We start from the raw sequence: 21,879 nt of genomic DNA, 5'->3' as shown, positions 1-21,879 counted from the left end.
GGCGTGCTAAACATTGGAGTCGTAATTCATGATGCGAATAGGCGTCGATTTAGGTGGAACAAAAATAGAATTAGTCGCACTGAGTGATGAAGGCAATGAGCTATTTCGCAAACGTGTGACTACGCCGCGCGACTATCGAGGCACACTTGCTGCCGTGGTTGATTTGGTTGAAGAAGCAGAAACCACACTCGGCGAAAAAGGCACTGTTGGCGTGGGCATTCCTGGTGTGATATCGCCCTATTCAGGTTTAGTCAAAAATGCTAACTCAACGTGGATTAATGGCCATCCCCTCAACGTGCATTTAGGTGAAATGTTGCAGCGCGAAGTGCGGGTTGCCAATGATGCAAACTGTTTTGCGGTATCAGAGGCGATGGATGGTGCTGCTGCAGGTAAATCTGTGGTATTTGGCGTGATTATCGGTACTGGTTGCGGCGCTGGCGTGGCAATTAACGGCAAAGTGCACGGCGGTGGTAATGGTATCGGCGGTGAATGGGGCCATAATCCTCTGCCTTGGATGACGAAGGAGGAATTTAATACCACCCGTTGTTTTTGTGGTAACCCTGATTGTATCGAGACTTTTATTTCAGGCGCTGGCTTTGTGCGTGATTACAATGTGGCGTTGGCAGCATCAGGTACATTGCGCGCTGCTGCAAAATCAGGTGTCGATATTATGTTATTAGTCGATGAGGCCGATGCTATTGCACTCGCTGCGTTTGAGCGTTATATCGATAGGCTTGCCCGCTCACTCGCCCATGTGATCAATATGCTTGACCCCGATGCTATAGTCCTAGGCGGCGGTATGTCTAATGTTGCGGCAATTTATCCAAGGTTACCGGCATTACTGGCCCATTATGTTTTGGGGCGTGAGTGCCATACACCTGTGCTACAAAATCTTTACGGTTGCTCATCGGGTGTGCGCGGCGCCGCTTGGTTGTGGGAAAAGTAATCTTCGCTTGGATATATGTACTCATTGAGTGAGTTTATTAGGCTTTGAAATCAATGCTTAATGGCCTATGCGTTTGGTAAATATTAGCCCAGCGAAACGCTGGGCTACTGTTATCTGCGATGCGTTTCGCCGTATTTTGATGCTGATGGTTGCGCTCTTTTGGGTTGCTTGGCATGAACATCATGTTTTGGGTTAAGAAAGTTGTTTCACAGGGGATGATGCCTATTCCCTTTATCCTATTGCTTTTACTACTTTCTTTTTTAGTGTGGCGTCGCCGGAGTATGGCGAAATACTTAGTTACATGCGCCTTCTTGCTGTTGCTTTTTTTAAGCAGTCAACTAAGTGTCAATACCCTAGTGCGGCCTTTAGAATCTGTTTACCCTATCAATTCTACCACCATTACTGGCCCTTGTTTTGTGATGGTTTTAGGCTCAGCGCATTCTGATATTCAAGGCGCGACTGCGGTGCAATCTTTATCGACTGTGGCGCTTGCAAGGCTTACGGAAGGGATACGGCAACTTAACTTAGGTCAAGAATGTCAATTGATTGTTAGCGGTTGGGGCGGCGAACTTACCCATATTTCCCACGCTGAAATGATGGCGAATGCTGCGATTGAGTTGGGTGTGGATAAACATCGAATTATCCAATTCCCACTGGCGCGAGATACCCTAGAAGAAGCGCAATATTTGCAATCGACGTTAGGCCAAGTCTCTTTTCGTTTAGTCACCTCAGCGACGCATATGCCAAGGGCCATGACTATTTTCGCTGCTAAAGGTTTATATGCTGATGCCGCGCCAACAGATTTTATTGGGCGGGCTGATTTTTGCTGGCGTTTAAGCGCCGATAATTTAGTGGCATCTCAGCGGGCGATTCATGAATATATCGGCCGCTTGTGGTTATGGCTAAAAACGTTAAGTTAAAGGTGATAGTTTGCGAACTTGGCTATGAGTATATTAAGTGTTAACAGGAATAATAATGACAATTGAGTCCGAAGTGGTGTCAGTACGGCCTTTATCAAAACGAAATGGTTTAACCTTAACTTGGTTGGGTGGGATAGGTCTTGTGCTGGGGTTTTGGCTATTTATCTCAATGCCAGCCCTGTTTGCAGTGGGGTTAGTTTTTTTTAGTTTTGGCGCCATTGCATTAATTCTTGGTTTAGCCAAAGTTTATGAGCCAGAAACAACGTTAGCATTAGATGAGAAAGGGCTGACTTATTTTCATCGCCGCGGCAAAGTGTCCATCGCTTGGGATAATATTCAGCGGGTCGATATCCCGAGGGTAACCAATGGCTTAGATACGATAGAGTTATCCTATTTAGGCATTAAACTGAAGCACTTAAATCCTATTCTCGATAATATTTCCCTGCGTCTAGCGACGGGCTTATTAACCGAGCAACGGCCTTTACTGGTGACAGCAGCCTCTCAAGATGAAGACTTAGCGACCTTGGAAACCTACCTTGGCGCTGAGTTTGGTCCGTTAGTGATAGAAGGCGACCGTTATCGTGGCGTGTTGGCGATGTTTGGTCATCGCTGCGTGATGTTAGATACGCGTTTGGGTTATCACTTGTATATTCCCCAAGACAGTTTAGATAGAGAACCTAAGGACTTTATCACGTTACTTAGGCAACGTATCGCGCAATACCATCGCTTAGCAGACTAAGTTTTTACCGCACTGATTTGAATATTCATCTGAAATTTATCGACAATAAAAAAGGGGACCAAGGGTCCCCAATGAGTTGCAGAGATGAAGTTGGGCTGTGCAGGGCAGCCCTAAGGTACTAGTGTGCTACCTCTGCGTGTACCTTATCTACGCCATAGGTTTTACCTTCAGCATGACAGGTTGCGCAAGATTCTACTGGTAGGTTAGGATCTGTCATTGCATCTGCTTCAACGACCGCGCCGTTACTTCTAAAGTGAGCGACAGCCGCCGCATCAGAGTGAGCGTGACAAGTACGGCATGACTCGGCAACTGGGCTAATGTAGTAGTTACCTACTTTGATTGAACGCTTGCCTGAGGTTAGGCCACCGTCAGTTGCAAACAGTTTAGCATTGTCTTTATGACAAATCGCACAATCTGTTTCTGGCGCGGGATAACCAACCAAGCCACCTGTCGCATCGCGGAAAATCCCTTCGACTTCACCAAAATTACCGCTGTGGAAACGGTGAGACACAGTGAATAAGTCTCTATTTTTAAACGTAACGTTAGGATCGCTAACTAAAACACCGTCCTCACCTTTGTAACCTGTAGCTGAATGATAAGAACCACCCGTGGTGTCATTATGGCAGTGCATACATTGGTCAAAGGTATAAGTACCGTGTTTTGGACCTTTGGCGTAATCTAAAGTGCCATGGCAAGCATTACATTTGGCTTCTTCGACAGTGATGCGAGTGGGATCTGTCATGCGTGCTTTAGTGACTGCGCTACTATCAAGGCTATAGAATTTAACTGCTGCATCATTACCGATAGGGCTCGTTGGACCAAACTCTATCCCCGCAGTATTACAACTAACCACTTTACCTGCTTTAGCACAGAAATTAGCTTCTGAACCTAGATAGATAGTGCCCGTCGCTTGTGCATCAGGAATATCTTTTACAATAGTGAGCACACCGCCAGCAAGCGTACCGTTATTTAGTTTTATGCTGATTGTAGGTTGAGTAAATCCCCATGAGTACACAGTGCCATCAGCAGTTACATTGCCAATCAGCAGGCCGTTGGTAACGAACATAGCCGTAGGATTACTGGTTACATCGTAAGTTGTTAGTGATGTGCCATCAGCAATTGGCGCACCATTTAAACTAACGTTGGCTTTTATGGTAAGTGTTTTCATGCCCAGCGTTGCAGAAGGCACTGTTGTGGCGCTGGTAAAATCAATTTTAAATAAAGATGCATACTCTGCACGTTTACCCACGCTGTGAACCACAGCAGGTGACAGGTTTCCGCTGCCGTGGCAAGAGTTACATTGAGTATCATCCGCTTGGGCTAGGGCAAATTCTGAGTGGTTTTCACCCGTCGTGAAGTTGACTGTCATATGGCAGCCTACACAAGCTTGAGCATAAATGGTGTTATAGCTTGGTTGGTCTGTCGTGTGGCAAGAGGTACATTCTTTCAGCGCAGATGGAAAGCCAATCTCGCTCCATTCTTTCGCTGTTTTATTACTAACATCAAAGTTTGCCGCGTTTTCTGCACCTGAGTGGATCCTGTGAATCATGGGCGCAAAGTCAAATATTAAACCTGCAGCTAAATCAGCATCGCTTGGTAGTTGATCTGGGTTATGGCAGGTGACACAGTTTTTAACACCTTGGTAGTTATGGTGTGCAGAAATATTGGCGATATGACCATTCGCTTCACCGTGACATTTTTCACAGGCTGCATCACTCACGGTATCTTTACCTGATGTAGCCAGTTCGTCAGTGGCTGGAATAAAGTCAACGGGCACTGATAAAATCTTGTCAGATAGGACGACACCAGTGCTATCGGCGATGTTATAAGCCCGTAAAAATATTCTGTGTACTGCATTGGGATTATCATTTGGATTGATAATGGGCGCAGCGCCTTCATGTGTCCAAGTTGCAGTATAAGTGCCTGGTGTTGCAATATCTTCGGTTAACGTACAAGCATTTTTAGTTGCGTCAAGTCCATCTAAAGTACAGGTAAATGAACTACCTGCCGCATTTGCTGTGACATTATTTTGCCATTGAATAGGTGCGCCAGTTCCTGAAGTATTTTCATTAGCCGTTAATGAATAAATAGCAATCTTGTTTAGTCCGGTGAAGGGGACATCTTTATTTGCATTTTTACCGGTAAGCATAAATTTAATACTAAAACCTTCACTACTGGTTACTTTAATGTCGGCGGGGCTTAAAGTGAATGAAAGATCTGTGATGGATTGCGCTGTTGTTGCAAAGGAGCCTGCAGGGGTTCCTGGTATTCCGGGAGCTCCAGGTGTGCCGGGCGTACCCGGTGTTCCGGGAGTGCCATTTTCACCATCACTTCCGTCCCCGCAGGCGGTAAGACTTAAGCTACTGACGAGAGCCAGCGCCAGTAGAGATTTATTATAGTTTTTCATCATCGCGTCCTTTTTCTATCTATAAGACTGCGTGTGCAGTGCCACCAATATAGGAGCATTCACCTACTTATAAAGTGGTTTTTGTAAGTTTGTATCTATTATGTGAACGGTGATTTAACCGCCGAGAATGGCAATTGCAAAATTTGAATTTTGCTATTTTACATATTCAAATTAAGCTCTGTTTTTATGGTGGGTTTCACAATTGTTATATTTCAACTTAGACGTCTAGGGATAATTCATTTTCGGTTAAGTAAAATGAACGAGGCTTAAATAGCCTATATCTTAAGTGTGGATTTAATATTTTTAATATGAAAGTGATGGGAGAAAGTTGTCTAAAGTTAGCGTATGAGTCGTATTTAAGACTATTAAATTGTGCTTTTTTGGACGTTGAGTCATAACGCGACAAACCCGTTTAGTATCGATTCACATCAATAATGTCAACAAGGTTTAATAGACTTGGTATTAATGAGTTGGCTTAACTTATGTCTCGCACGAATACTCTGTATCTAATGTGGCAAGTAAGGAGCACACTACCAGATCACATTGGTTCTGGCTGTATCGCCGATGAATTGCTGGCTTTTGAATGAGGTAATAATGGGGTGCCATCATAGTGTCGTGCAATCTACTGAGCTCAGTATCACTAAGGCGTTCTAGGTGTAATCCTGGCATATGTTTTACCGTGTGCATATCAATGGTGGAGCAAAAGGCCACGCTCTTCATGGTTAATAAATGGGCATGCCATTCTTCTCTATCGAACACTTTTTCTACTGCTGGTAATAAGATACCTTGGCGTTGACAAAATAATTCTAAAGGATCAATTTTACTGTTAAAACCCTTGAATTCTTGAAATAGAAATGGGTGGCGGCAAATGTGCTCTAGGGTAATGTTGGTCTCAATCTGCCAGAGCGGATGTTGTTTGTCCGCTACAATATAAACGCCATTAACTGAGCCAAGTTTGGTGTAGCTTAATTCTTTATTTTCAGCACTTTCTAGGGTAATACCAAAATCCAGTACGCCTGCATGGATCAATTCAGCGCTATTTTCCTGCCACTTATGTAAGTATATTTTACCTAACTTTTGGGCGATTTCGGGAGTACTTAATTGCGGTGCCAAAAAGCTTAGCAGCCCATTACTGGCAGCAATGTGCAAGGGGAGATCACTGTGAGTCGAAGCGTTTTGTATTTGTGTTGCAGATTGTTCAAGGTGATGAACCGCTTCAGTAAACTGGCATATAGCAACATAAAGACTTTCTGCTAATGGCGTTGGTTTGAGTCCCTGTTGACGACGGTAGAACAGTTCATCGTTAAAGGTAAAACGTAATGCATTGAGACAACGGCTAATTTTTGGCGCAGAAACATTCAGTGCTTTAGCTGCGCTATTTGCATGCCCAGTATCGAAAATACTTTTAAAAACAAGCAAGGTAAAAACATCGAGCTCACAGATTTGTTTTAATAACAAATTACTCATTTTGTATTCAGCCTTGTATTGATTTACATATAGTCATTACTGTGCGCGGGTAGCTACAGGGTGTCTGTCTCTTTATCTGCGTTAAGTTTGTTACTCATAGGTCACTATTAGGCATACAAATTTGTCTTGAGGACTTTTAGCTTACATTGAATGAACTGCTGTCAAATAAGATGCCAATTTGGCAGTAAATTAACACGACTTTTGCAGATAAACTGTGATCTTTCTTGGTAAGGTAACAATCTATTAACGATTTTAATTGGGAGAGGGGAAGTTATGGAGTCGACTCTTTGGAGTGTGAGTCATGCTTGCGGTCACAATGAACGTTTAAAAATGCTCACTTTGCATTGCGAGCATATATTAATGATGTACTGATAAAGATTTAGCGAGATTCAATTACATCGCTTTGTGCTAGCGGCAGGTTACGTGAGTCTATCGCAGGTGTGTGGCCGATGGCATGGGAATAAATAGTGGGCGCATCTTCTTTAATTCGCATACCGATGAATTGGCCACCTTCAAGGATTTGCATTGAAGTGCTAGCGACTTCGCCATCGACAACGCCATTACGTTGAATGACTAAACGTTCACAAATGAGTCTACCTTTAAAATACCCATCAACAATACATTCTTGACACTTTACTTCGCCATGAATGGTACCGCCTTGCTCTATGCTGACATTCGCTTGGGACAGAAGTTGACCTTGAATATCGCCACCGATAAGTACATCCCCGGTTAATTCAATATTACCCGTGAGTTTTGTGCCACGGGAAATAAAACTCAACGAGGTACTTTTTTGAGTCGGGGAAAATAATTTTTTAATAAAGGTCATCATAAATTAACTCAGTTCAATCGGCGCGCGATAATAGCCGAAAATAGAGAACAAGCCTAGTAACGCGTTACTCTCCGCTAGGATTATTGGTTTATTCAGTGGGTAGTTTTATATGTATGGCTTGGGTAGGGCAAGGCGCGACACAGGCACCGCAACCGTTACATAAATCAACATCAATATGAGGGCTAGGAGCTTGGCCAATGCTGAATACAAAGTTGATGGCTCGGGGCTCGCAGGTATCCTTACAACTTTGGCACCAGATCCCATGGTTTGTTAAACAAGTCTCTTGCACATAGGCTTTATAATGCCAAGCGGGTTGGGTTAAATCAAAAATGTTCTCAGGACAGCTTTTGGCGCACAGAGTACAAAAAGTACATTCATTGTTAGTAAAGGACACTTCTGGAAATCCAGCATCGCCTTTAATAATAACCTTGGTTTCACAGGCCGTAATACAAGCCGAGCAGCGAGTACACATATCGGTAAATTCGATATCCTCACGTACCCAAGGTGGCCTTATTGCGTTACTTTTACGACGACTAAAGAGGCTGCGACGACTGTGATTAATACTTTGAGTCATGTTGCTCCATGGATCATTTCAAGCGGTATTCTTAGGTAAAGAGATAAAGAAATGGCTTAGTGAGATATTTCAACAAGCCATTAATAGGATTAGCCGCTATAACCTGTGGGATTTGTCGATTGCCAATGCCAACTACTATTGGCCATATCCTCTAAGGTATGCGTGGCTTGCCAGCCTAAATCTTCCCTTGCATGGGTTGGATCGGCGTAACAAGCGGCAATATCACCGGGACGACGTGGTGCAATCTGGTAAGCAATAGTGCGACCACAGGCTTTTTCAAAAGCCTTGACCATATCTAACACGCTATAACCTATACCCGTACCTAAGTTATACGTGACTAAACCAGGTTTTGTCGCTAGTTTGGCGAGTGCTTTTAAATGACCATTAGCTAAATCGACGACATGGATATAGTCACGCACACCCGTACCATCGTGAGTCGGATAATCATCACCAAACACACTTAAGGCGGTACGTTTACCTACGGCAACTTGCGCAATAAATGGCATCAAGTTATTTGGGATATCGTTAGGGTCTTCGCCGATTAAACCACTGGCATGGGCACCAACGGGATTAAAATAGCGTAAACGTGCGATATTCCAGCTCGGATCGGCATTGTGTACATCCGCAAGAATATGCTCAACCATTAACTTAGACTGACCATAGGGATTAGTTGCCCCCGTTGGGAAGTCTTCGGTGATAGGTAAACTTGCAGGATCGCCATACACGGTGGCTGATGAGCTGAAAACGAGATTTTTTACCTTATTCTCTGCCATCACTTGGCAGAGAATAAGGGTACCAGTGACGTTATTCTCATAATACTTGAGTGGTTTAGCAACCGATTCACCCACAGCTTTTAATCCGGCAAAGTGGATAACCGAATCAATTGCATGGTCGCTAAATACTTTTTGTAATAAAGCCTTATTGAGAATATCGCCTTGATAAAAAGTGACTGCTTTACCTGTGATCCGCTCGACTCTGTGTAAGGCTTCTATGCTTGAATTAGACAAGTTATCCAATACAATCACGTCATTGCCTGCATTGAGCAGTTCTACTACAGTGTGGGTACCAATATAACCCGCCCCACCAGTCACTAAAATCGTCATTACTTCATTCCCTTTACGACGGTTTTTAAATATTGTGCAAAGTCTTCACCAATTTCGCTATGGCGCAGAGCATATTCTACGTTGGCACGCATGTAGCCTTGTTTGTTACCGCAATCGTGACTTTTACCTTGCATATAATAAGCATTCACGGTTTCTTGCTTCATCAACATGGCGATAGCATCGGTTAATTGAATTTCATCACCGGCACCGGCTGGTGTTTTTGCCAGTAGCGGCCAAATGCTGGCGGGTAACACATAACGGCCTACAACGGCTAAGTTTGATGGTGCTTCATCTACAGATGGCTTTTCAACGAGCTCGGCTAATGGCTCTGACTCACCAGGTTGTAAATCATGGCCATTTACATCGGCAATACCATATTGGTTGACGACATTATGTGGCACACCTTCTACCATGATTTGACCCACTTGGGTTTGATCAAATAGGGAAACCATGGCAGCTAAGTTATCAGTGCGTAAATTGCAGCTCGACTCATCGATAATCACATCAGGCAGTAATACGGCAAATGGCGCATCACCTACCACAGATTTTGCACATAAAATCGCATGGCCTAAGCCTTTAGCTTGAGACTGACGCACACTGATGATAGTGACATCTTTAGGGCAAATAGATTGTACTGCTTCGAGTAACTGACGCTTAACGCGGCGTTCAAGTTGGGCTTCTAATTCGAAACTGGTATCGAAATGGTTTTCGATAGAGTTTTTACTGGCATGGGTCACCAGTACAATTTCTTTAATTCCTGCGGCAATGGCTTCGCTTACCACATATTGGATCAACGGTTTATCGACAACAGGTAACATTTCTTTTGGAATGGCTTTAGTCGCTGGAAGCATACGAGTGCCAAGGCCTGCGACAGGAATAACAGCTTTACGAATTTGATGTTGTGTCATTGCGAACCTTTTAGATTAAAGAGATACGATTAATGGCCAATATTGTAAATGACCTACACAGAAAAGCTATTCTCAAACGCTGAAATATCAGGGTTTTTTCGGTATTTCAACGGTAAATTTATGCAGAATTTTAACCACGTTAGCATAGTGAATCTAATACATCATGGTTGATATGTGTTTTTAGTGCGTTTTTAATGTTTTTGTAATACTTGCTTTACGTTTTTACCACAACTGCGGATCAACAATAAAGTGTGGGGGAGTTAACAAAATTCAAGGCTTAGATCACTATGGAGCCATCAGTGTTAGCCATGAAGTGAAGACTATGACGAAAGGAACAGCGTACATCGCTCACACAGCCGATGAGACTGGGTTTATTCAATACCCACAAGCAGAGCATGACATATGGAGCCAATTGTATGCCCGTCAAGCGGTGAATCTCCCCGGACGAGCTTGCAAGGAATATCTGCAAGGTCTTGATGCGTTAGCTATGCCTAAGGATCGTATTCCGCAACTCGCTGAAATTGATGCAGTACTGCAAATAACGACTGGCTGGAAAACAGCAGCGGTACCTGCACTGATTTCCTTTGGCCGTTTTTTTGAATTACTCGCGAATAAAGAGTTTCCTGTGGCAACGTTTATTCGTCGCAAGGAAGAATTTGACTATCTACAAGAGCCCGATATTTTTCACGAGATTTTTGGCCATTGCCCTCTATTAACCAACCCTTCATTTGCTAATTTCTCGCATATGTATGGCCAGTTAGGTTTGCATGCCAGTAAGGAGGAGCGAGTATTTTTGGCGCGTTTGTATTGGTTTACGGTTGAATTTGGTTTACTACAACCTAAAGGCGGCCCTTTGTGTATTTATGGTGGAGGTATTTTAAGTTCACCCGGTGAAACCTTATATGCAATGGAAAGTGCAGTAGCAGAACGTCAACCGTTCGATTTACTCGATGTGCTACGAACTCCTTACCGTATCGATATCATGCAGCCGATTTATTATGTTATTGACCATATTGATATGCTAGATGAAATCGCCAAAATGGACATCATGAGTTATGTGGCTAAGGCGCGCCAGTTAGGCTTATTTGCCCCTAAATATTTACCCAAAGTTAAAGTGAGCGAGATAGTGAGTTAGCCAGATAGTGATTTAGTGCCGATATAGTGAACTGAGTTGATTTTTTATGATTGAGTAACTCAATCAGTAATACGTAAAGTGCAACGGATTGACCTTATTGATGTTGCCAATAGGAGTATGTATGACAGCGTTATCGAATATGAAATGTGAAGCGTGCCAAGCCGATGCCCCGAAAGTGACCGATGAAGAGTTGGCAGAACTGGTGCGTATGATCCCAGATTGGGGCGTACAAGTGCGTGATGGCGTAATGCAACTTGAACGAGTCTATAAGTTTAAAAACTTTAAACTGGCGATGGTGTTTACCAATAAGCTGGCAGATTTGGCTGAAGCCGAATTTCATCATCCAGGTATTTTTACTGAGTGGGGCAAAGTGACGGTAACTTGGTGGTCACACTCAATAAAAGGACTACATAAGAACGATTTCATCATGGCCGCCAAGACGGACCAGTTATTTGATTAATTTTTTTAAATAACTAAATCAGCTCGTTAAGTATTTTTCGGCGCTGATTTAGTTACTCCAACTCCGCTCGTACTGTAAACTAGACTTGCCACTTTTGATTTAACCTTTTAACGTATACACGCCCTGCTATTAATTTGCCGCTTACGTTTGCGTAAAGCTGGTTTTATAAGCCAATATGCGTTCTATTGGCGAGCGTAAAAAATAGCTCTGCACGGTTTCTCCCCAAAATTCGAATCAAAAAATGGGAATATCAGTCATTATGCGCTTGGAAGTCAGCTGTCAAGATCGCGTGGGTTTAGCGAAAGATATATTAGTTGTGTTAGAACAGTATGGTATTAATTTAATTGCCATTGATGCCAGTAATCAGGGTTTTTTATACCTACAATTTGCCGAAATTGGCTTTGAAACCTTAAGTGCGTTAATGCCGCAAATTCGTAAGGTGGAAAGTGTGCATGATGTGCGCACGGTTTCGTTTATGCCCTCAGAGCAAGAGCATTACGCGCTCAAGACCTTGTTAAAAACCTTACCCGATTCCGTGTTCTCCATTGATGCTAAAGGCCGTATTCGTATTGTTAACGAGTCTGCCTTGCTCAATATCGGTATGGGCGAGCATGAGGTGCTCGAAGAATCGCTCAACCATTGGGTACAAGGCTTTAACTTCAGTCGTTGGTTGAGTGAAGGCCAAGTGTTACCGCAAGCGGCACGAGTACAAATTGGTCCCAATGAATATTTAGCTGAAATGCTACCCATTTATCTGCCCGATGAGGATAAAAAAAGCATTTTAGTGGGGGCAGTGGTGTCGCTCAAATCTCCCGCACGAGTCGGTAAACAGTTCAATGCGTTGCAGAATCAAACGACTGGCTTTGAGAATGTATTAGCCAGCAGTGACAAAATGAAAGAGGTGCTTAAGCAAGCGCAGCGGATGGCTCAGCTTGATGCGCCTTTATTGATCACCGGTGAAACCGGTACTGGCAAAGAGCTGATGGCCAGAGCCAGCCACGATGCCAGCATGCGCCGTGAAAAACCCTTTATCGCTATTAACTGTGCGGCTTTACCTGACAGCGCCGCCGAAGAAGAATTATTTGGTTATGTCAGCCAAGGCAAAGTCATCAAACGCGGCTTTTTTGAAGAGGCCAAAGGGGGAACGATATTCCTCGATGAAGTGGCCGAAATGTCAAAGGCTGCCCAAGTTAAGTTATTACGTTTACTGCAAGACGGCAGCTTCAGACGCATAGGTGGCGATGACGAAGTGCGTGCAGATGTGCGTATTATCTGCTCGACCCAAAAAAATCTCGCTGAGCTATGCCAAACCGGTGAGTTTAGGGAAGATTTGTACTATCGCATCCATGTTCTGAGTTACCACATCCCCTCATTACGTGAGCGTAAAATTGATATCATTCCATTGACTGAAATGTTCCTCGAACATTACAGCCAGCAATTATCGAGTCCAGTTAGGCGGATTTCGGCTCAGTGCCGTGAACATTTACTCACTTATGCTTGGCCGGGTAATGTGCGCCAGTTAAAAAATGCCGTATTCAGAGCGGTATCTATGTGGGATGGTCCGGCAGAATTGACGGTAGAGCAGCTAAAACTTCCCTCTTATGCCGAAGGGTTTGGTTATTTCGATGATGAGTTCGAAGGCAATCTCGATGATGCAATGAAGCAGTTTGAGGGTAACTTGTTACGCCGTTTGTATCCTGCGTATCCAAGTACTCGCCAGTTGGCTAAAAAGCTCGGTGTGTCGCATACCGCAATTGCCAATAAACTGCGTGAATACCAGATAGCTAAACGTCGTTAGTGATCCGATTTAATCGCTGAATGTAACCGTATCGTTCCACTAAATAGCTGCCTTTTTAGGCATGTCAGTTGGCTAGCTATTGAAAAACGGTAAGGCGTTTATAAGCGTAATCATTAGTTTACAAAATGTAAAATAATTGATTTGGATGTGATTTTGTTCACGCTATAGGAATCTTCGCCGGTATCGGGTATTTCTACGCGCAGTAAATACGTTAGCGTAAACAATTACGGACATTTTGTTAGACCAAAACGTTCAGCATGAGTCAATGATAATCGTCGAATTTAAGTTGGGTGGCGCAGTGCGTTTTCCCGTAGTCCAAAATTGTACGCCTAGCTAAAAAAGTACTGGAGCCAATATGAAACTTGCAAGTTATAACAATGGTCGCCGAGATGGTCAGTTAATGTTAGTGAGTCGTGACCTGACTAAAACGGTTGCCGTGCCTGCCATTGCCCACACCATGCAGCAACTACTCGATGGTTGGGATTTACTCAAGCCACAATTACAAGAACTATACGATGCGCTGAATGAAGGTATGTTTGATAATGCCCAAGCCTTTGATGAAGCTAAGTGTTTATCGCCATTACCTCGCGCTTATCAATGGGCTGATGGTAGCGCCTATGTAAACCACGTTGAGTTAGTGCGTAAAGCTCGCGGCGCTGAAATGCCAGAAACCTTCTGGACAGATCCTTTAGTGTACCAAGGGGGCTCCGATAGTTTTATCGCCCCTAAAGCCGATATTGAAATGGCCAATGAAGACTGGGGTATCGATTTCGAGTCTGAAATCGCGGTAATTACCGATGATGTCCCTATGGGCGTGAGTAGTGATGATGCGGCTCAACATATTAAGTTGTTGATGCTCGTGAACGATGTCTCACTGCGTAATTTAATCCCAGGAGAGCTAGCGAAAGGTTTTGGTTTCTTCCAATCTAAGCCATCGAGCAGTTTTTCGCCTGTGGCGGTAACGCCCGATGAATTAGGCGCACGCTGGGAAGATTCTAAAGTGCATTTACCGTTAATCACCTACTTAAACGGTGAGTTATTTGGCCGCCCTAATGCGGGCGTTGATATGACGTTTAATTTCAGTCAACTCGTTTCACATGTTGCCAAAACACGCCCATTGAGCGCTGGCGCAATTATTGGCTCTGGCACCATTTCTAATTATGATCGTAGCGCGGGTTCGAGCTGTTTAGCGGAAAAACGCATGTTAGAAGTGATTGCTGACGGTAAAGCTACGACGCCATTTATGCGTTTTGGTGACACTGTGCGTATCGAAATGCTGGATGATAACGATGTCACGATTTTTGGTTGTATCGATCAAAAAGTGGTTGAATATAAAGCTTAACGCGGCATTGATTATTGCCAGTATCGATTAATATAACGGGGCTAAATGGCCCCGTTAATGTATCGCCAAACCAGCTTAAAATATCAAGGTTTATTGATAAAACGGTTTGGCTGGCAAGTTCAATGGATAAGGAGATAAAAATATGAAACTGTATGGTTATTGGCGCTCAAGTGCTGCATATCGTGTTCGCATTGCGCTCAATCTTAAGGGCATTTCAGCCGAGCAGTTCTCAGTACATCTGGTACGTGATGGCGGTGAGCAACACCAAGCGCCATATATTGACCTTAATCCCCTAGAATTAGTGCCAACCTTAGTGGTGGACGATGAGCTAGATACTGAGGCATTGTCGCAATCTTTAGCCATTATTGAATATCTTGATGAAATCTATCCTCAAGCGCCATTATTGCCCGCCTCAGCGCTTGAGCGTGCTCACGTGCGCGCAATGGCACTAACCATAGCCTGTGAAATTCATCCGTTAAATAACCTACGAGTATTACAATATTTAACCCAAACACTAGGTATTGATGAGGCGGCTAAAAATACTTGGTATCAGCACTGGGTAACGAGTGGCTTTGCGGCCTTAGAAGTCCTATTAGCCAGGCATAGCGGCCGTTATAGCTTTGGTAATACCGTGACATTAGCCGACTTGTGTTTAGTGCCGCAGGTATATAACGCCCAACGTTTTAATGTGGACGTAACGCCTTACCCCAATATTATGCGCGTATGGGCTGAATGTAATCAGCTTGATGCCTTTGCCGATGCCGCGCCAGAGCGCCAAGCAGATGCTATTTAACGTATTTGAGTACTTATGGCAGGGCAGTTAAGGTGGCGCAGAGTCATTCTGATGTGAACTTGGCATCTTTAACAAAAACAGAGCTTGAGTTACGTTCACGATTACTGGAGTGGATAAGCCAAGACAACGAGCGGGTGAGGGCGCTTGATATTGTTCAACGGTGCGCCAAACAATATTCCATACCACAGTGGTGTATTGCGGCTGGATTTGTGCGTAATTTGGTATGGGATCGTTTGCACGGATTTGAGTTGAGCCCGCTTAATGATATTGATCTGATTTATTTTTGCCCCTTAGATATTCGCCCTGAGCGAGATGCTGCGATTGAAGCTTACCTTAAACAATTGGCGCCCGATTTACCTTGGTCGGTGAAAAATCAAGCGCGTATGCACTTAAAAAATCAAGACCCTGCTTATACTTCCTGTGCCGATGCTATGACCTATTGGCCTGAGTTTGAAACTGCTATTGGTATTTATGTCTCTGATGTTGGCGAGTACGACAAAAATACTCAGGTTACTGCTGAGCAGTCCTTACACAGCCAGTGTGCAACATCTTATGAATTGGTGGCACCTTTTGGTCTTTATGCACTGTTTAATCTTACCTTGCGTGCAAACCCTCGACGTAGCTTACTGATATTTGAGCAAAGAGTGTCTGCAAAGGGCTGGTTACGTCAATATCCTTTACTCAAACTAATGAGTTAACTTTCGATCGCATAACCTAACGATAGCGTAACCTACGCTGTCGTTATCTAACCTGGCTCTCTCACCGCTCTACTCGTTAACTATCCGCTAAACCCCACTGCCAATTGGCGCAATATTCTGCGAACGCACGTAGCTGAAATGTTAACGGTACTTAAGCGAACTACAACTAAAGATGTACATTTGTATTTGTGCATATATGCGCTAACTCACGATAATTAAAGGAGTATTGTCGATAAATGTTTAGGTTTTGTGATCGGTATCCCGCTGCGAATACTCCTAAGTAGGTATTGGTGCGCGCATTTGATTTGGATCAATAAAACCACGTCATTTCTCTGGCAGTGTGAGCTCAAATCGTTATGGATGTAATCACAAACAATCATTTATGTTATATACATGGAGTATGATGATGCGTAAAAATACTGTATCTGCTGTAGTCGCTGCCTCTCTTCTCGCTATTGGTTTTTCAGCTTCGGTATCGGCTCACCAAGCGGGCGATATTATTATTCGTGCGGGGGTTGCTGTAGTGGCACCGAATGAGTCGAGCCAAGATGTCGCTGGAAACGGTGAATTTATTATTAACAACAATACTCAATTAGGGCTCAACTTCGGCTATATGCTGACTGATAACCTGGGCATAGAGTTATTAGCGGCAACGCCTTTTAGCCATGATGTTTCTTTAAAAGGCGTAGGTAAAATTGCTGACACTAAGCAACTGCCTCCTACATTAGTGGCTCAGTACTATTTTGGTGATGCTCAATCTGCTCTACGCCCTTACATTGGCGTTGGTGTTAATTACACTAACTTTTATGATAGTGAATTCACCAATGACTTAAACGGCGCTTTAACGGATCTTAGCTTGAGTAATTCTTGGGGTGTTGCTGGGCAGGTTGGCTTAGATTATCAATTAAGTAAAAATTGGTTAGTTAACGCATCAGTGTGGTATATGCAAATTAGTACCGACGTGAAGTTTAATTTAGCAGAGGCTCCAGTGAAGATTGAAACCGATATCGACCCTTGGGTGTATATGGTAAGCGTAGGTTACACTTTCTAATCTATTGAGTAGATAAGCGTAAAAAAGGAGCCTTGGGCTCCTTTTTCGTTTTGCACTTTTAACACGATATTTTGATCCGTTACTATGTCGGCTTACTATTTTGGTTTTTTAGCCTTCCAGTGGCGCGTGTTGTAGATAAACTCGGGTAATAACACGGTAAGCCAAGCAACAAGGCGCCAGCGTTTAGTCACATAAACGCGGCGTTTACCTTGTTTCATCGCCTTGATAATTTGCGCTGCGACCTGTGGTAATGGTGCAAGCCACATTGCACTTTGCTGCATTGCGGCTTTATCAAGTAAACCGAGTTGAATATCGGTAATGGTAATCGGTAACTTGAGGCGCTGTGCATGCATGCTTAGGCCCTCAAGATACTTCTGTCCAAATGCCTTTGAGGCATGGTAAGCCACGCTTGGCCCACCGCGTAGACCCGCTATCGAGTTTATTGCCGCCAGTTGTCCATAACCTTGCTCGCGAAATAGTCTAAATGCCGTATTACAGATAGCGGCAAAGCCTCGCACATTGACATCGATAATATCTTGCTCAGGTAACCAAGGCAGCTCAGGATCATAGCTATTGAGGCCAGTATTGACTAAGACTAAGTGCGCGCCGCCAAGGCTCTGCCAGACGGATTCAAGTTGATTAATAATTGCTTGAGGCTGTTCAATTTGAAGTGCAAATACTTGTACTTTTGTTGGCAAGGATAGGGCAAAATCGTGAAGTGATTCTGGATCTTGGGCGAATAAGGCTAATTCAACCTGTTGATCTGCCAATTGCTTTGCAAGTTCACGACTTAATTGTGAGCTAGCTCCCACAATGATTGCAGTTGCTTGAGTCATAGGTTTTTCGACAACGAAATGGTGGCTTATGATAGAAAGATATACGCGGCAAGACAAGATTTATAGCTCGAGCGTATGGACATCTAGAAGTCTTTATGTATGATTAGGATAAATAAAATGAACACAGGATTGAGTTTAAGTGCGTTGAGATTAACAGCCTTAGTATTAATGGCCGTCATGGGGGTGTTATCTGGTTGTGCAACGCCCAATGCTCTCGTTGAGATTAAGGGCCAGGCCTTATATCGCGAACGCATTGCACTGCCTGCCGATGCCAAGGTTATAGTGCAACTGCTTGATGTTTCAAAAATGGATGTGCCAGCCATAGTGATGGCTGAACGTGTGCAACAAGGGGCTGCGATTCCCGCGCCATTTAGTTTTGCGATGGGCAGTGATCAATTTCAACCTGGTCACAGTTATGCTATAGGTGCACGGATAATGCTCGGTGATAAGTTATTGTTTATTAACACCCATGCTTATCCTATTGACCTCAACGCCACTGAACCTATGACCATACTGCTGGAAAAAGTCGGTGATTAATTAGCTCACTAAAGGTGAGCTAACATACGCGCCGAATCCGTTGATATTTACGAACAGAAGAGGCGCTGTATGCCGGTTAGAATTCCAGACCATCTGCCCGCGGCAGGGGTATTAGAGTCCGAAAACATTTTTGTGATGTCCGAAACTCGGGCGGCGAATCAAGATATCAGACCGATGAAGGTGCTGATGTTGAACTTGATGCCGAACAAAATCGAGACCGAAACCCAGTTATTGCGTTTACTGGGAAATACGCCACTGCAAGTCGATGTTGATTTACTGCGTATTCATGATAAAGAGTCCAAACATACCTCGATTGATCACATGAATACCTTTTATCGTGATTTTGAAGACGTGCGCCACAAAAACTATGACGGGTTGATCATTACGGGCGCGCCGCTGGGGCAAATTGATTTTGAAGACGTGGTCTACTGGGATCATATACGTGAAATTATTGACTGGTCGCAAGAGCATGTCACCTCAGTGCTGTTTTTATGTTGGGCAGCCCATGCGGGTTTGTATCATCTCTATGGTTTAAATCGACAAATTTTGCCACAGAAGCGTTCAGGCGTATTTGTACATCGTCGTACTTGTCAGCATTTCCCATTGCTACGCGGTTTTGATGATGAGTTTTTTGCGCCCCATTCCCGTTTTGCTGAAATGAATCTTGAAGACATTAAACAACATCCGCAGCTGCAAGTATTAGCTGAATCCGATGAGGCAGGGGCTTATTTAGTATTAAGCCGTAATAACCGCAACTTGTTTGTGATGGGTCATCCTGAGTATCAAAAATCGACGTTAAATGATGAGTATCATCGAGACTTAGCCCAAAACTTAAATCCCGATGTACCACAAAACTATTATCGCAATGACAATCCTGAAGCTGAGGCGATTGCTCGTTGGCATAGCCACGGCAGTTTACTGGTGAGTAATTGGCTTAACTATTACGTCTACCAGTTAACCCCCTATGACTTAAACGATATGACGGCGATGACCCCGTGGGAATCGCGTTAAATCATCATGCATCAGACTAAATTTGTCAGGCTATTGCGCTGAGTGCTTTAGTCCTCCTTCGGGATTAATGCACTCAGCTTGTTGTGGTTTATTGCTATTGGTTAATCTTATAACTTAAATTGTGTTACCAATTTATCTAAGTGAACTGATAGCTTTTGTAAGTTTGCACTAGATGCCGTTAACTCATCGGCAATTTCTGATGTTTCGCTTGTTAACTGATTTATATCTTCCACATTACGACTTATTTCCGTTACAACCATAGATTGCTCTTCGGTCGCAGTGGCCACCTGAATGTTCATATCGCTGATTTGGCCAATATGCGAGGTAATGAGCGCTAACGAATCATTTGCATCATCCGCTTGCTTTACCACAAGGTTGCTTTGTTCATGACCCCGTTTAATCGCGATCACAGTTTTGGATGATTGTTCTTGTAGCTTATTAATCATAACTTGAATTTCATTGGTTGATGCTGCTGAGCGGCTTGCAAGGTTTCTAACCTCATCAGCCACAACGGCAAAACCTCGACCAGTCTCACCCGCGCGTGCGGCTTCAATTGCTGCATTGAGTGCTAACAAGTTAGTCTGTTCGGAAATACTGCGTATGGTATCTAAGATACTGCCGATGGAATTTGTTTGCGTCGCAAGTGAAGTAATATCAGTGCTAATTTGTTGAATTTCAGTTGATAACGAGCTAACACCTTGACGAGCTTTTGCTACTACAGCAGCGCCGTTATTCGCTTGATTATCGGCTTCTTTAGCAGCATTGGCAGCTTGAGTTGCGTTGCCAGCAATGTTTTCTACCGTGGTACCCATCTCATGAATAGCTGTTGCTATTTGGGTGGTGCGATCGCGCTCATTAATACAATTTCTATGGGTTGCTTTAGCTTTGCTGGCAACATCATTAGCCGTATGGGCGAGTTGGCGTGAGTTGTCTGCTACGGCTTCAATAGCGCTGCGAATCTTAAGAACAAACTGATTAAAATGTAGAGCAATATCGCTGAGTTCGTCGTGTCCTTTTAACTCGAGCATATTGTGTAAATCCAGTTTGTCACTGGCAGAAGAAATATGTTGTTGTAAAAGTGCCACGCGAAGTCGTAAGCGGCGCAGCATAATAAAGCCTAGAAAAATGGAAATGATTAAAGCGATTGTTAATACGGTAAACATTTCCATACGTGTATCTTGGTAGTTTTGCTGGCTGTCAACAAAGCTGGCATTACCCTGCTCAAGTAATGAGTCAAGAATGGCGTTGGTATTTTTTCTCATAACGTTATAGCTTGCGGCAAATTGGTTACGATAAATTTCTTGTGATTTTGCGACGTCACCTTGTTCCATTGCCAAAAGCATGGGTATAAGTTCGTTGCTTTTGACTTTCTCAAAAATGTCGATCAACTTTTGTACTTCGGCATAGGTGACTGGGTTTACTTGTGTGTCACGTGCTGATTTTAATGCCGCCTCCATTTCTGGAATATCCTCAGCACGGGTTTCTTGGACTCGCGTTAATACGCCTTTTTCATCTTTCATTGTCGGTATTTGTTGCAAGATAATGATATCAATGCCCACTCGCATACGAGGAATACGGGAGGCGACTTCTGCCATTGAACGTAATGGTGCGCTGGTGTTTTCGGCGAGTTTCTTAGTTTGTTCTTGCATACCAGACAACCCTTGGATGGCTGTTAAGCTGATTAAGATAAGGGCAATACAGGGGATCGCGATGACCCCGATAAACTGTGTCTTGAGCGTCATCTTATTTAGCATGTTTTTCCTTCCTACTTTTATTTAAGGCCATCTGGATGTTGAGTATACGAGTAGAACATTTGGCATTGTTAACTAATAGGGACAGTTGTTAGATTTTATACCCTTAAGTTTCTGTACAGAGCTAAGGTACTCCACTTTTTGTACTGTGGATATATGTGAATGGGCCGATAAAAATGTTAACTATGTGGTTGAGCGTAGTGATTTTATTGATAACTACTAAATTGTTCTATTAAGGCGTTAATTGGTCTGCCCACTCGAGCTTGCTGGGTGATAAAACGCATTAGTCTTTTTCTTGATAGTTGGCACACCTTATGTGCTTGGAGGGCGATAAGTAACAGTGCGAGCCTAGATATCATCTACTGAAAGTCATGGGGCTAAGTAAGGTTATTTCTGCTGCATAATGGCGGGTGAGTTTGATATTTTTTGTCATTAATGTTGAATTTTTACGCTTTTTAGTTCAAACGGATTAGCCATTACTGCGCATACTTTTATATCAAAGTCATCATTCTTACTACTTTATCAATACTTGTCCTTTCTTATTCTTAATCCCACTTTACTGTAAATTCTTACT

At 43.5% G+C, this 21,879-nt stretch carries 20 protein-coding genes; 12 read left to right on the top strand and 8 right to left on the bottom strand.

What is annotated here, in order from left to right:
* Positions 1–28: 28 nt before the first annotated feature.
* The 3 genes from mak (at position 29) to BW947_RS02585 (ending at position 2,605) form a co-directional block, all read left to right on the top strand.
* A complete protein-coding gene (gene mak, locus BW947_RS02595) occupies positions 29–946 on the top strand; it encodes a fructokinase (RefSeq protein WP_076496769.1) in 918 nt (305 codons plus the stop codon).
* Between the two features lie 218 nt (positions 947–1,164).
* On the top strand, positions 1,165–1,866 hold the full coding sequence (locus BW947_RS02590; protein WP_076497065.1) for a YdcF family protein: 702 nt from the start codon (positions 1,165–1,167) through the stop codon (positions 1,864–1,866).
* 55 nt (positions 1,867–1,921) lie between these two features.
* Positions 1,922–2,605 (top strand): DUF2982 domain-containing protein, encoded by a 684-nt coding sequence (locus BW947_RS02585; RefSeq protein ID WP_076496768.1) that lies wholly within the window; start codon positions 1,922–1,924, stop codon positions 2,603–2,605.
* Positions 2,606–2,723: 118 nt separating this feature from the next.
* Here the strand turns inward: BW947_RS02585 and BW947_RS02580 are convergent, their stop codons facing one another.
* The 6 genes from BW947_RS02580 to galU form a co-directional block, all read right to left on the bottom strand.
* On the bottom strand, positions 2,724–5,015 hold the full coding sequence (locus BW947_RS02580) for an OmcA/MtrC family decaheme c-type cytochrome (protein ID WP_076496767.1): 2,292 nt from the start codon (positions 5,013–5,015) through the stop codon (positions 2,724–2,726).
* 477 nt (positions 5,016–5,492) lie between these two features.
* Positions 5,493–6,479 (bottom strand): LysR family transcriptional regulator, encoded by a 987-nt coding sequence (locus tag BW947_RS02575; RefSeq protein ID WP_076496766.1) that lies wholly within the window; start codon positions 6,477–6,479, stop codon positions 5,493–5,495.
* 379 nt (positions 6,480–6,858) lie between these two features.
* The gene (locus tag BW947_RS02570; protein WP_076496765.1) at positions 6,859–7,308 is read right to left on the bottom strand and encodes a bactofilin family protein; all 450 of its coding nucleotides are present in this window, start codon (positions 7,306–7,308) and stop codon (positions 6,859–6,861) included.
* Positions 7,309–7,396: 88 nt separating this feature from the next.
* Entirely contained in the window at positions 7,397–7,882 is a 486-nt protein-coding gene (napF, locus tag BW947_RS02565) for a ferredoxin-type protein NapF (RefSeq protein WP_076496764.1), read from the bottom strand.
* 89 nt (positions 7,883–7,971) lie between these two features.
* On the bottom strand, positions 7,972–8,985 hold the full coding sequence (gene galE, locus BW947_RS02560) for a UDP-glucose 4-epimerase GalE (protein WP_076496763.1): 1,014 nt from the start codon (positions 8,983–8,985) through the stop codon (positions 7,972–7,974).
* Positions 8,985–9,893, bottom strand: coding sequence for a UTP--glucose-1-phosphate uridylyltransferase GalU (gene galU / locus BW947_RS02555; protein ID WP_076496762.1), 909 nt, complete (start codon positions 9,891–9,893; stop codon positions 8,985–8,987). Before galU ends, galE begins: the two co-directional genes overlap by 1 nt.
* Positions 9,894–10,215: 322 nt before the next feature.
* Here galU and phhA point away from each other — a divergent pair, with 322 nt between their 5' ends.
* The 7 genes from phhA to ompW all read left to right on the top strand — a co-directional run bounded on the left by phhA (position 10,216) and on the right by ompW (position 17,170).
* Positions 10,216–11,028, top strand: coding sequence for a phenylalanine 4-monooxygenase (phhA, locus tag BW947_RS02550; RefSeq protein WP_076496761.1), 813 nt, complete (start codon positions 10,216–10,218; stop codon positions 11,026–11,028).
* 121 nt (positions 11,029–11,149) lie between these two features.
* On the top strand, positions 11,150–11,488 hold the full coding sequence (locus BW947_RS02545) for a 4a-hydroxytetrahydrobiopterin dehydratase (protein WP_076496760.1): 339 nt from the start codon (positions 11,150–11,152) through the stop codon (positions 11,486–11,488).
* 259 nt (positions 11,489–11,747) lie between these two features.
* Positions 11,748–13,286 (top strand): transcriptional regulator TyrR, encoded by a 1,539-nt coding sequence (gene tyrR / locus BW947_RS02540; protein ID WP_076496759.1) that lies wholly within the window; start codon positions 11,748–11,750, stop codon positions 13,284–13,286.
* 355 nt (positions 13,287–13,641) lie between these two features.
* Positions 13,642–14,628, top strand: coding sequence for a fumarylacetoacetate hydrolase family protein (locus BW947_RS02535; RefSeq protein ID WP_076496758.1), 987 nt, complete (start codon positions 13,642–13,644; stop codon positions 14,626–14,628).
* A 142-nt stretch (positions 14,629–14,770) separates the two neighbouring features.
* Positions 14,771–15,421, top strand: coding sequence for a maleylacetoacetate isomerase (gene maiA / locus BW947_RS02530; protein ID WP_076496757.1), 651 nt, complete (start codon positions 14,771–14,773; stop codon positions 15,419–15,421).
* A gap of 32 nt (positions 15,422–15,453) precedes the next feature.
* Entirely contained in the window at positions 15,454–16,119 is a 666-nt protein-coding gene (locus BW947_RS02525; RefSeq protein WP_076496756.1) for a nucleotidyltransferase family protein, read from the top strand.
* Between the two features lie 403 nt (positions 16,120–16,522).
* Complete coding sequence (ompW, locus tag BW947_RS02520) at positions 16,523–17,170, top strand: outer membrane protein OmpW (RefSeq protein ID WP_076496755.1); 648 nt, start codon at positions 16,523–16,525, stop codon at positions 17,168–17,170.
* 95 nt (positions 17,171–17,265) lie between these two features.
* Here the strand turns inward: ompW and BW947_RS02515 are convergent, their stop codons facing one another.
* The gene (locus BW947_RS02515) at positions 17,266–18,006 is read right to left on the bottom strand and encodes an SDR family NAD(P)-dependent oxidoreductase (RefSeq protein ID WP_076496754.1); all 741 of its coding nucleotides are present in this window, start codon (positions 18,004–18,006) and stop codon (positions 17,266–17,268) included.
* A gap of 117 nt (positions 18,007–18,123) precedes the next feature.
* Here BW947_RS02515 and BW947_RS02510 point away from each other — a divergent pair, with 117 nt between their 5' ends.
* Positions 18,124–18,543, top strand: coding sequence for a YbaY family lipoprotein (locus BW947_RS02510; protein WP_076496753.1), 420 nt, complete (start codon positions 18,124–18,126; stop codon positions 18,541–18,543).
* Positions 18,544–18,612: 69 nt separating this feature from the next.
* Positions 18,613–19,554, top strand: coding sequence for a homoserine O-acetyltransferase MetA (gene metA / locus BW947_RS02505; protein ID WP_076496752.1), 942 nt, complete (start codon positions 18,613–18,615; stop codon positions 19,552–19,554).
* A gap of 107 nt (positions 19,555–19,661) precedes the next feature.
* Here the strand turns inward: metA and BW947_RS02500 are convergent, their stop codons facing one another.
* Positions 19,662–21,308 carry a methyl-accepting chemotaxis protein gene (locus BW947_RS02500; RefSeq protein ID WP_076496751.1) on the bottom strand — a complete coding sequence of 549 codons (1,647 nt, stop codon included), beginning with the start codon at positions 21,306–21,308 and terminating at the stop codon, positions 19,662–19,664.
* Between the last annotated feature and the right edge of the window lie 571 nt (positions 21,309–21,879).

Origin of the sequence: Shewanella morhuae, assembly GCF_900156405.1 — a bacterium.
GTDB lineage: Bacteria > Pseudomonadota > Gammaproteobacteria > Enterobacterales > Shewanellaceae > Shewanella > Shewanella morhuae.
This window is presented reverse-complemented; position numbering and strand designations above follow the sequence as displayed.

Excerpts from the sequence above, each read along its gene's own strand:
- mak (WP_076496769.1), top strand. The coding sequence starts at position 29 with ATGATGCGAATAGGCGTCGATTTAGGTGGAACAAAAATAGAATTAGTC.
- BW947_RS02590 (WP_076497065.1), top strand. The coding sequence starts at position 1,165 with ATGCCTATTCCCTTTATCCTATTGCTTTTACTACTTTCTTTTTTAGTG.
- BW947_RS02585 (WP_076496768.1), top strand. The coding sequence starts at position 1,922 with ATGACAATTGAGTCCGAAGTGGTGTCAGTACGGCCTTTATCAAAACGA.
- BW947_RS02580 (WP_076496767.1), bottom strand. The coding sequence starts at position 5,015 with ATGATGAAAAACTATAATAAATCTCTACTGGCGCTGGCTCTCGTCAGT.
- BW947_RS02575 (WP_076496766.1), bottom strand. The coding sequence starts at position 6,479 with ATGAGTAATTTGTTATTAAAACAAATCTGTGAGCTCGATGTTTTTACC.
- BW947_RS02570 (WP_076496765.1), bottom strand. The coding sequence starts at position 7,308 with ATGATGACCTTTATTAAAAAATTATTTTCCCCGACTCAAAAAAGTACC.
- napF (WP_076496764.1), bottom strand. The coding sequence starts at position 7,882 with ATGACTCAAAGTATTAATCACAGTCGTCGCAGCCTCTTTAGTCGTCGT.
- galE (WP_076496763.1), bottom strand. The coding sequence starts at position 8,985 with ATGACGATTTTAGTGACTGGTGGGGCGGGTTATATTGGTACCCACACT.
- galU (WP_076496762.1), bottom strand. The coding sequence starts at position 9,893 with ATGACACAACATCAAATTCGTAAAGCTGTTATTCCTGTCGCAGGCCTT.
- phhA (WP_076496761.1), top strand. The coding sequence starts at position 10,216 with ATGACGAAAGGAACAGCGTACATCGCTCACACAGCCGATGAGACTGGG.
- BW947_RS02545 (WP_076496760.1), top strand. The coding sequence starts at position 11,150 with ATGACAGCGTTATCGAATATGAAATGTGAAGCGTGCCAAGCCGATGCC.
- tyrR (WP_076496759.1), top strand. The coding sequence starts at position 11,748 with ATGCGCTTGGAAGTCAGCTGTCAAGATCGCGTGGGTTTAGCGAAAGAT.
- BW947_RS02535 (WP_076496758.1), top strand. The coding sequence starts at position 13,642 with ATGAAACTTGCAAGTTATAACAATGGTCGCCGAGATGGTCAGTTAATG.
- maiA (WP_076496757.1), top strand. The coding sequence starts at position 14,771 with ATGAAACTGTATGGTTATTGGCGCTCAAGTGCTGCATATCGTGTTCGC.
- ompW (WP_076496755.1), top strand. The coding sequence starts at position 16,523 with ATGATGCGTAAAAATACTGTATCTGCTGTAGTCGCTGCCTCTCTTCTC.
- BW947_RS02515 (WP_076496754.1), bottom strand. The coding sequence starts at position 18,006 with ATGACTCAAGCAACTGCAATCATTGTGGGAGCTAGCTCACAATTAAGT.
- BW947_RS02510 (WP_076496753.1), top strand. The coding sequence starts at position 18,124 with ATGAACACAGGATTGAGTTTAAGTGCGTTGAGATTAACAGCCTTAGTA.
- metA (WP_076496752.1), top strand. The coding sequence starts at position 18,613 with ATGCCGGTTAGAATTCCAGACCATCTGCCCGCGGCAGGGGTATTAGAG.
- BW947_RS02500 (WP_076496751.1), bottom strand. The coding sequence starts at position 21,308 with ATGCTAAATAAGATGACGCTCAAGACACAGTTTATCGGGGTCATCGCG.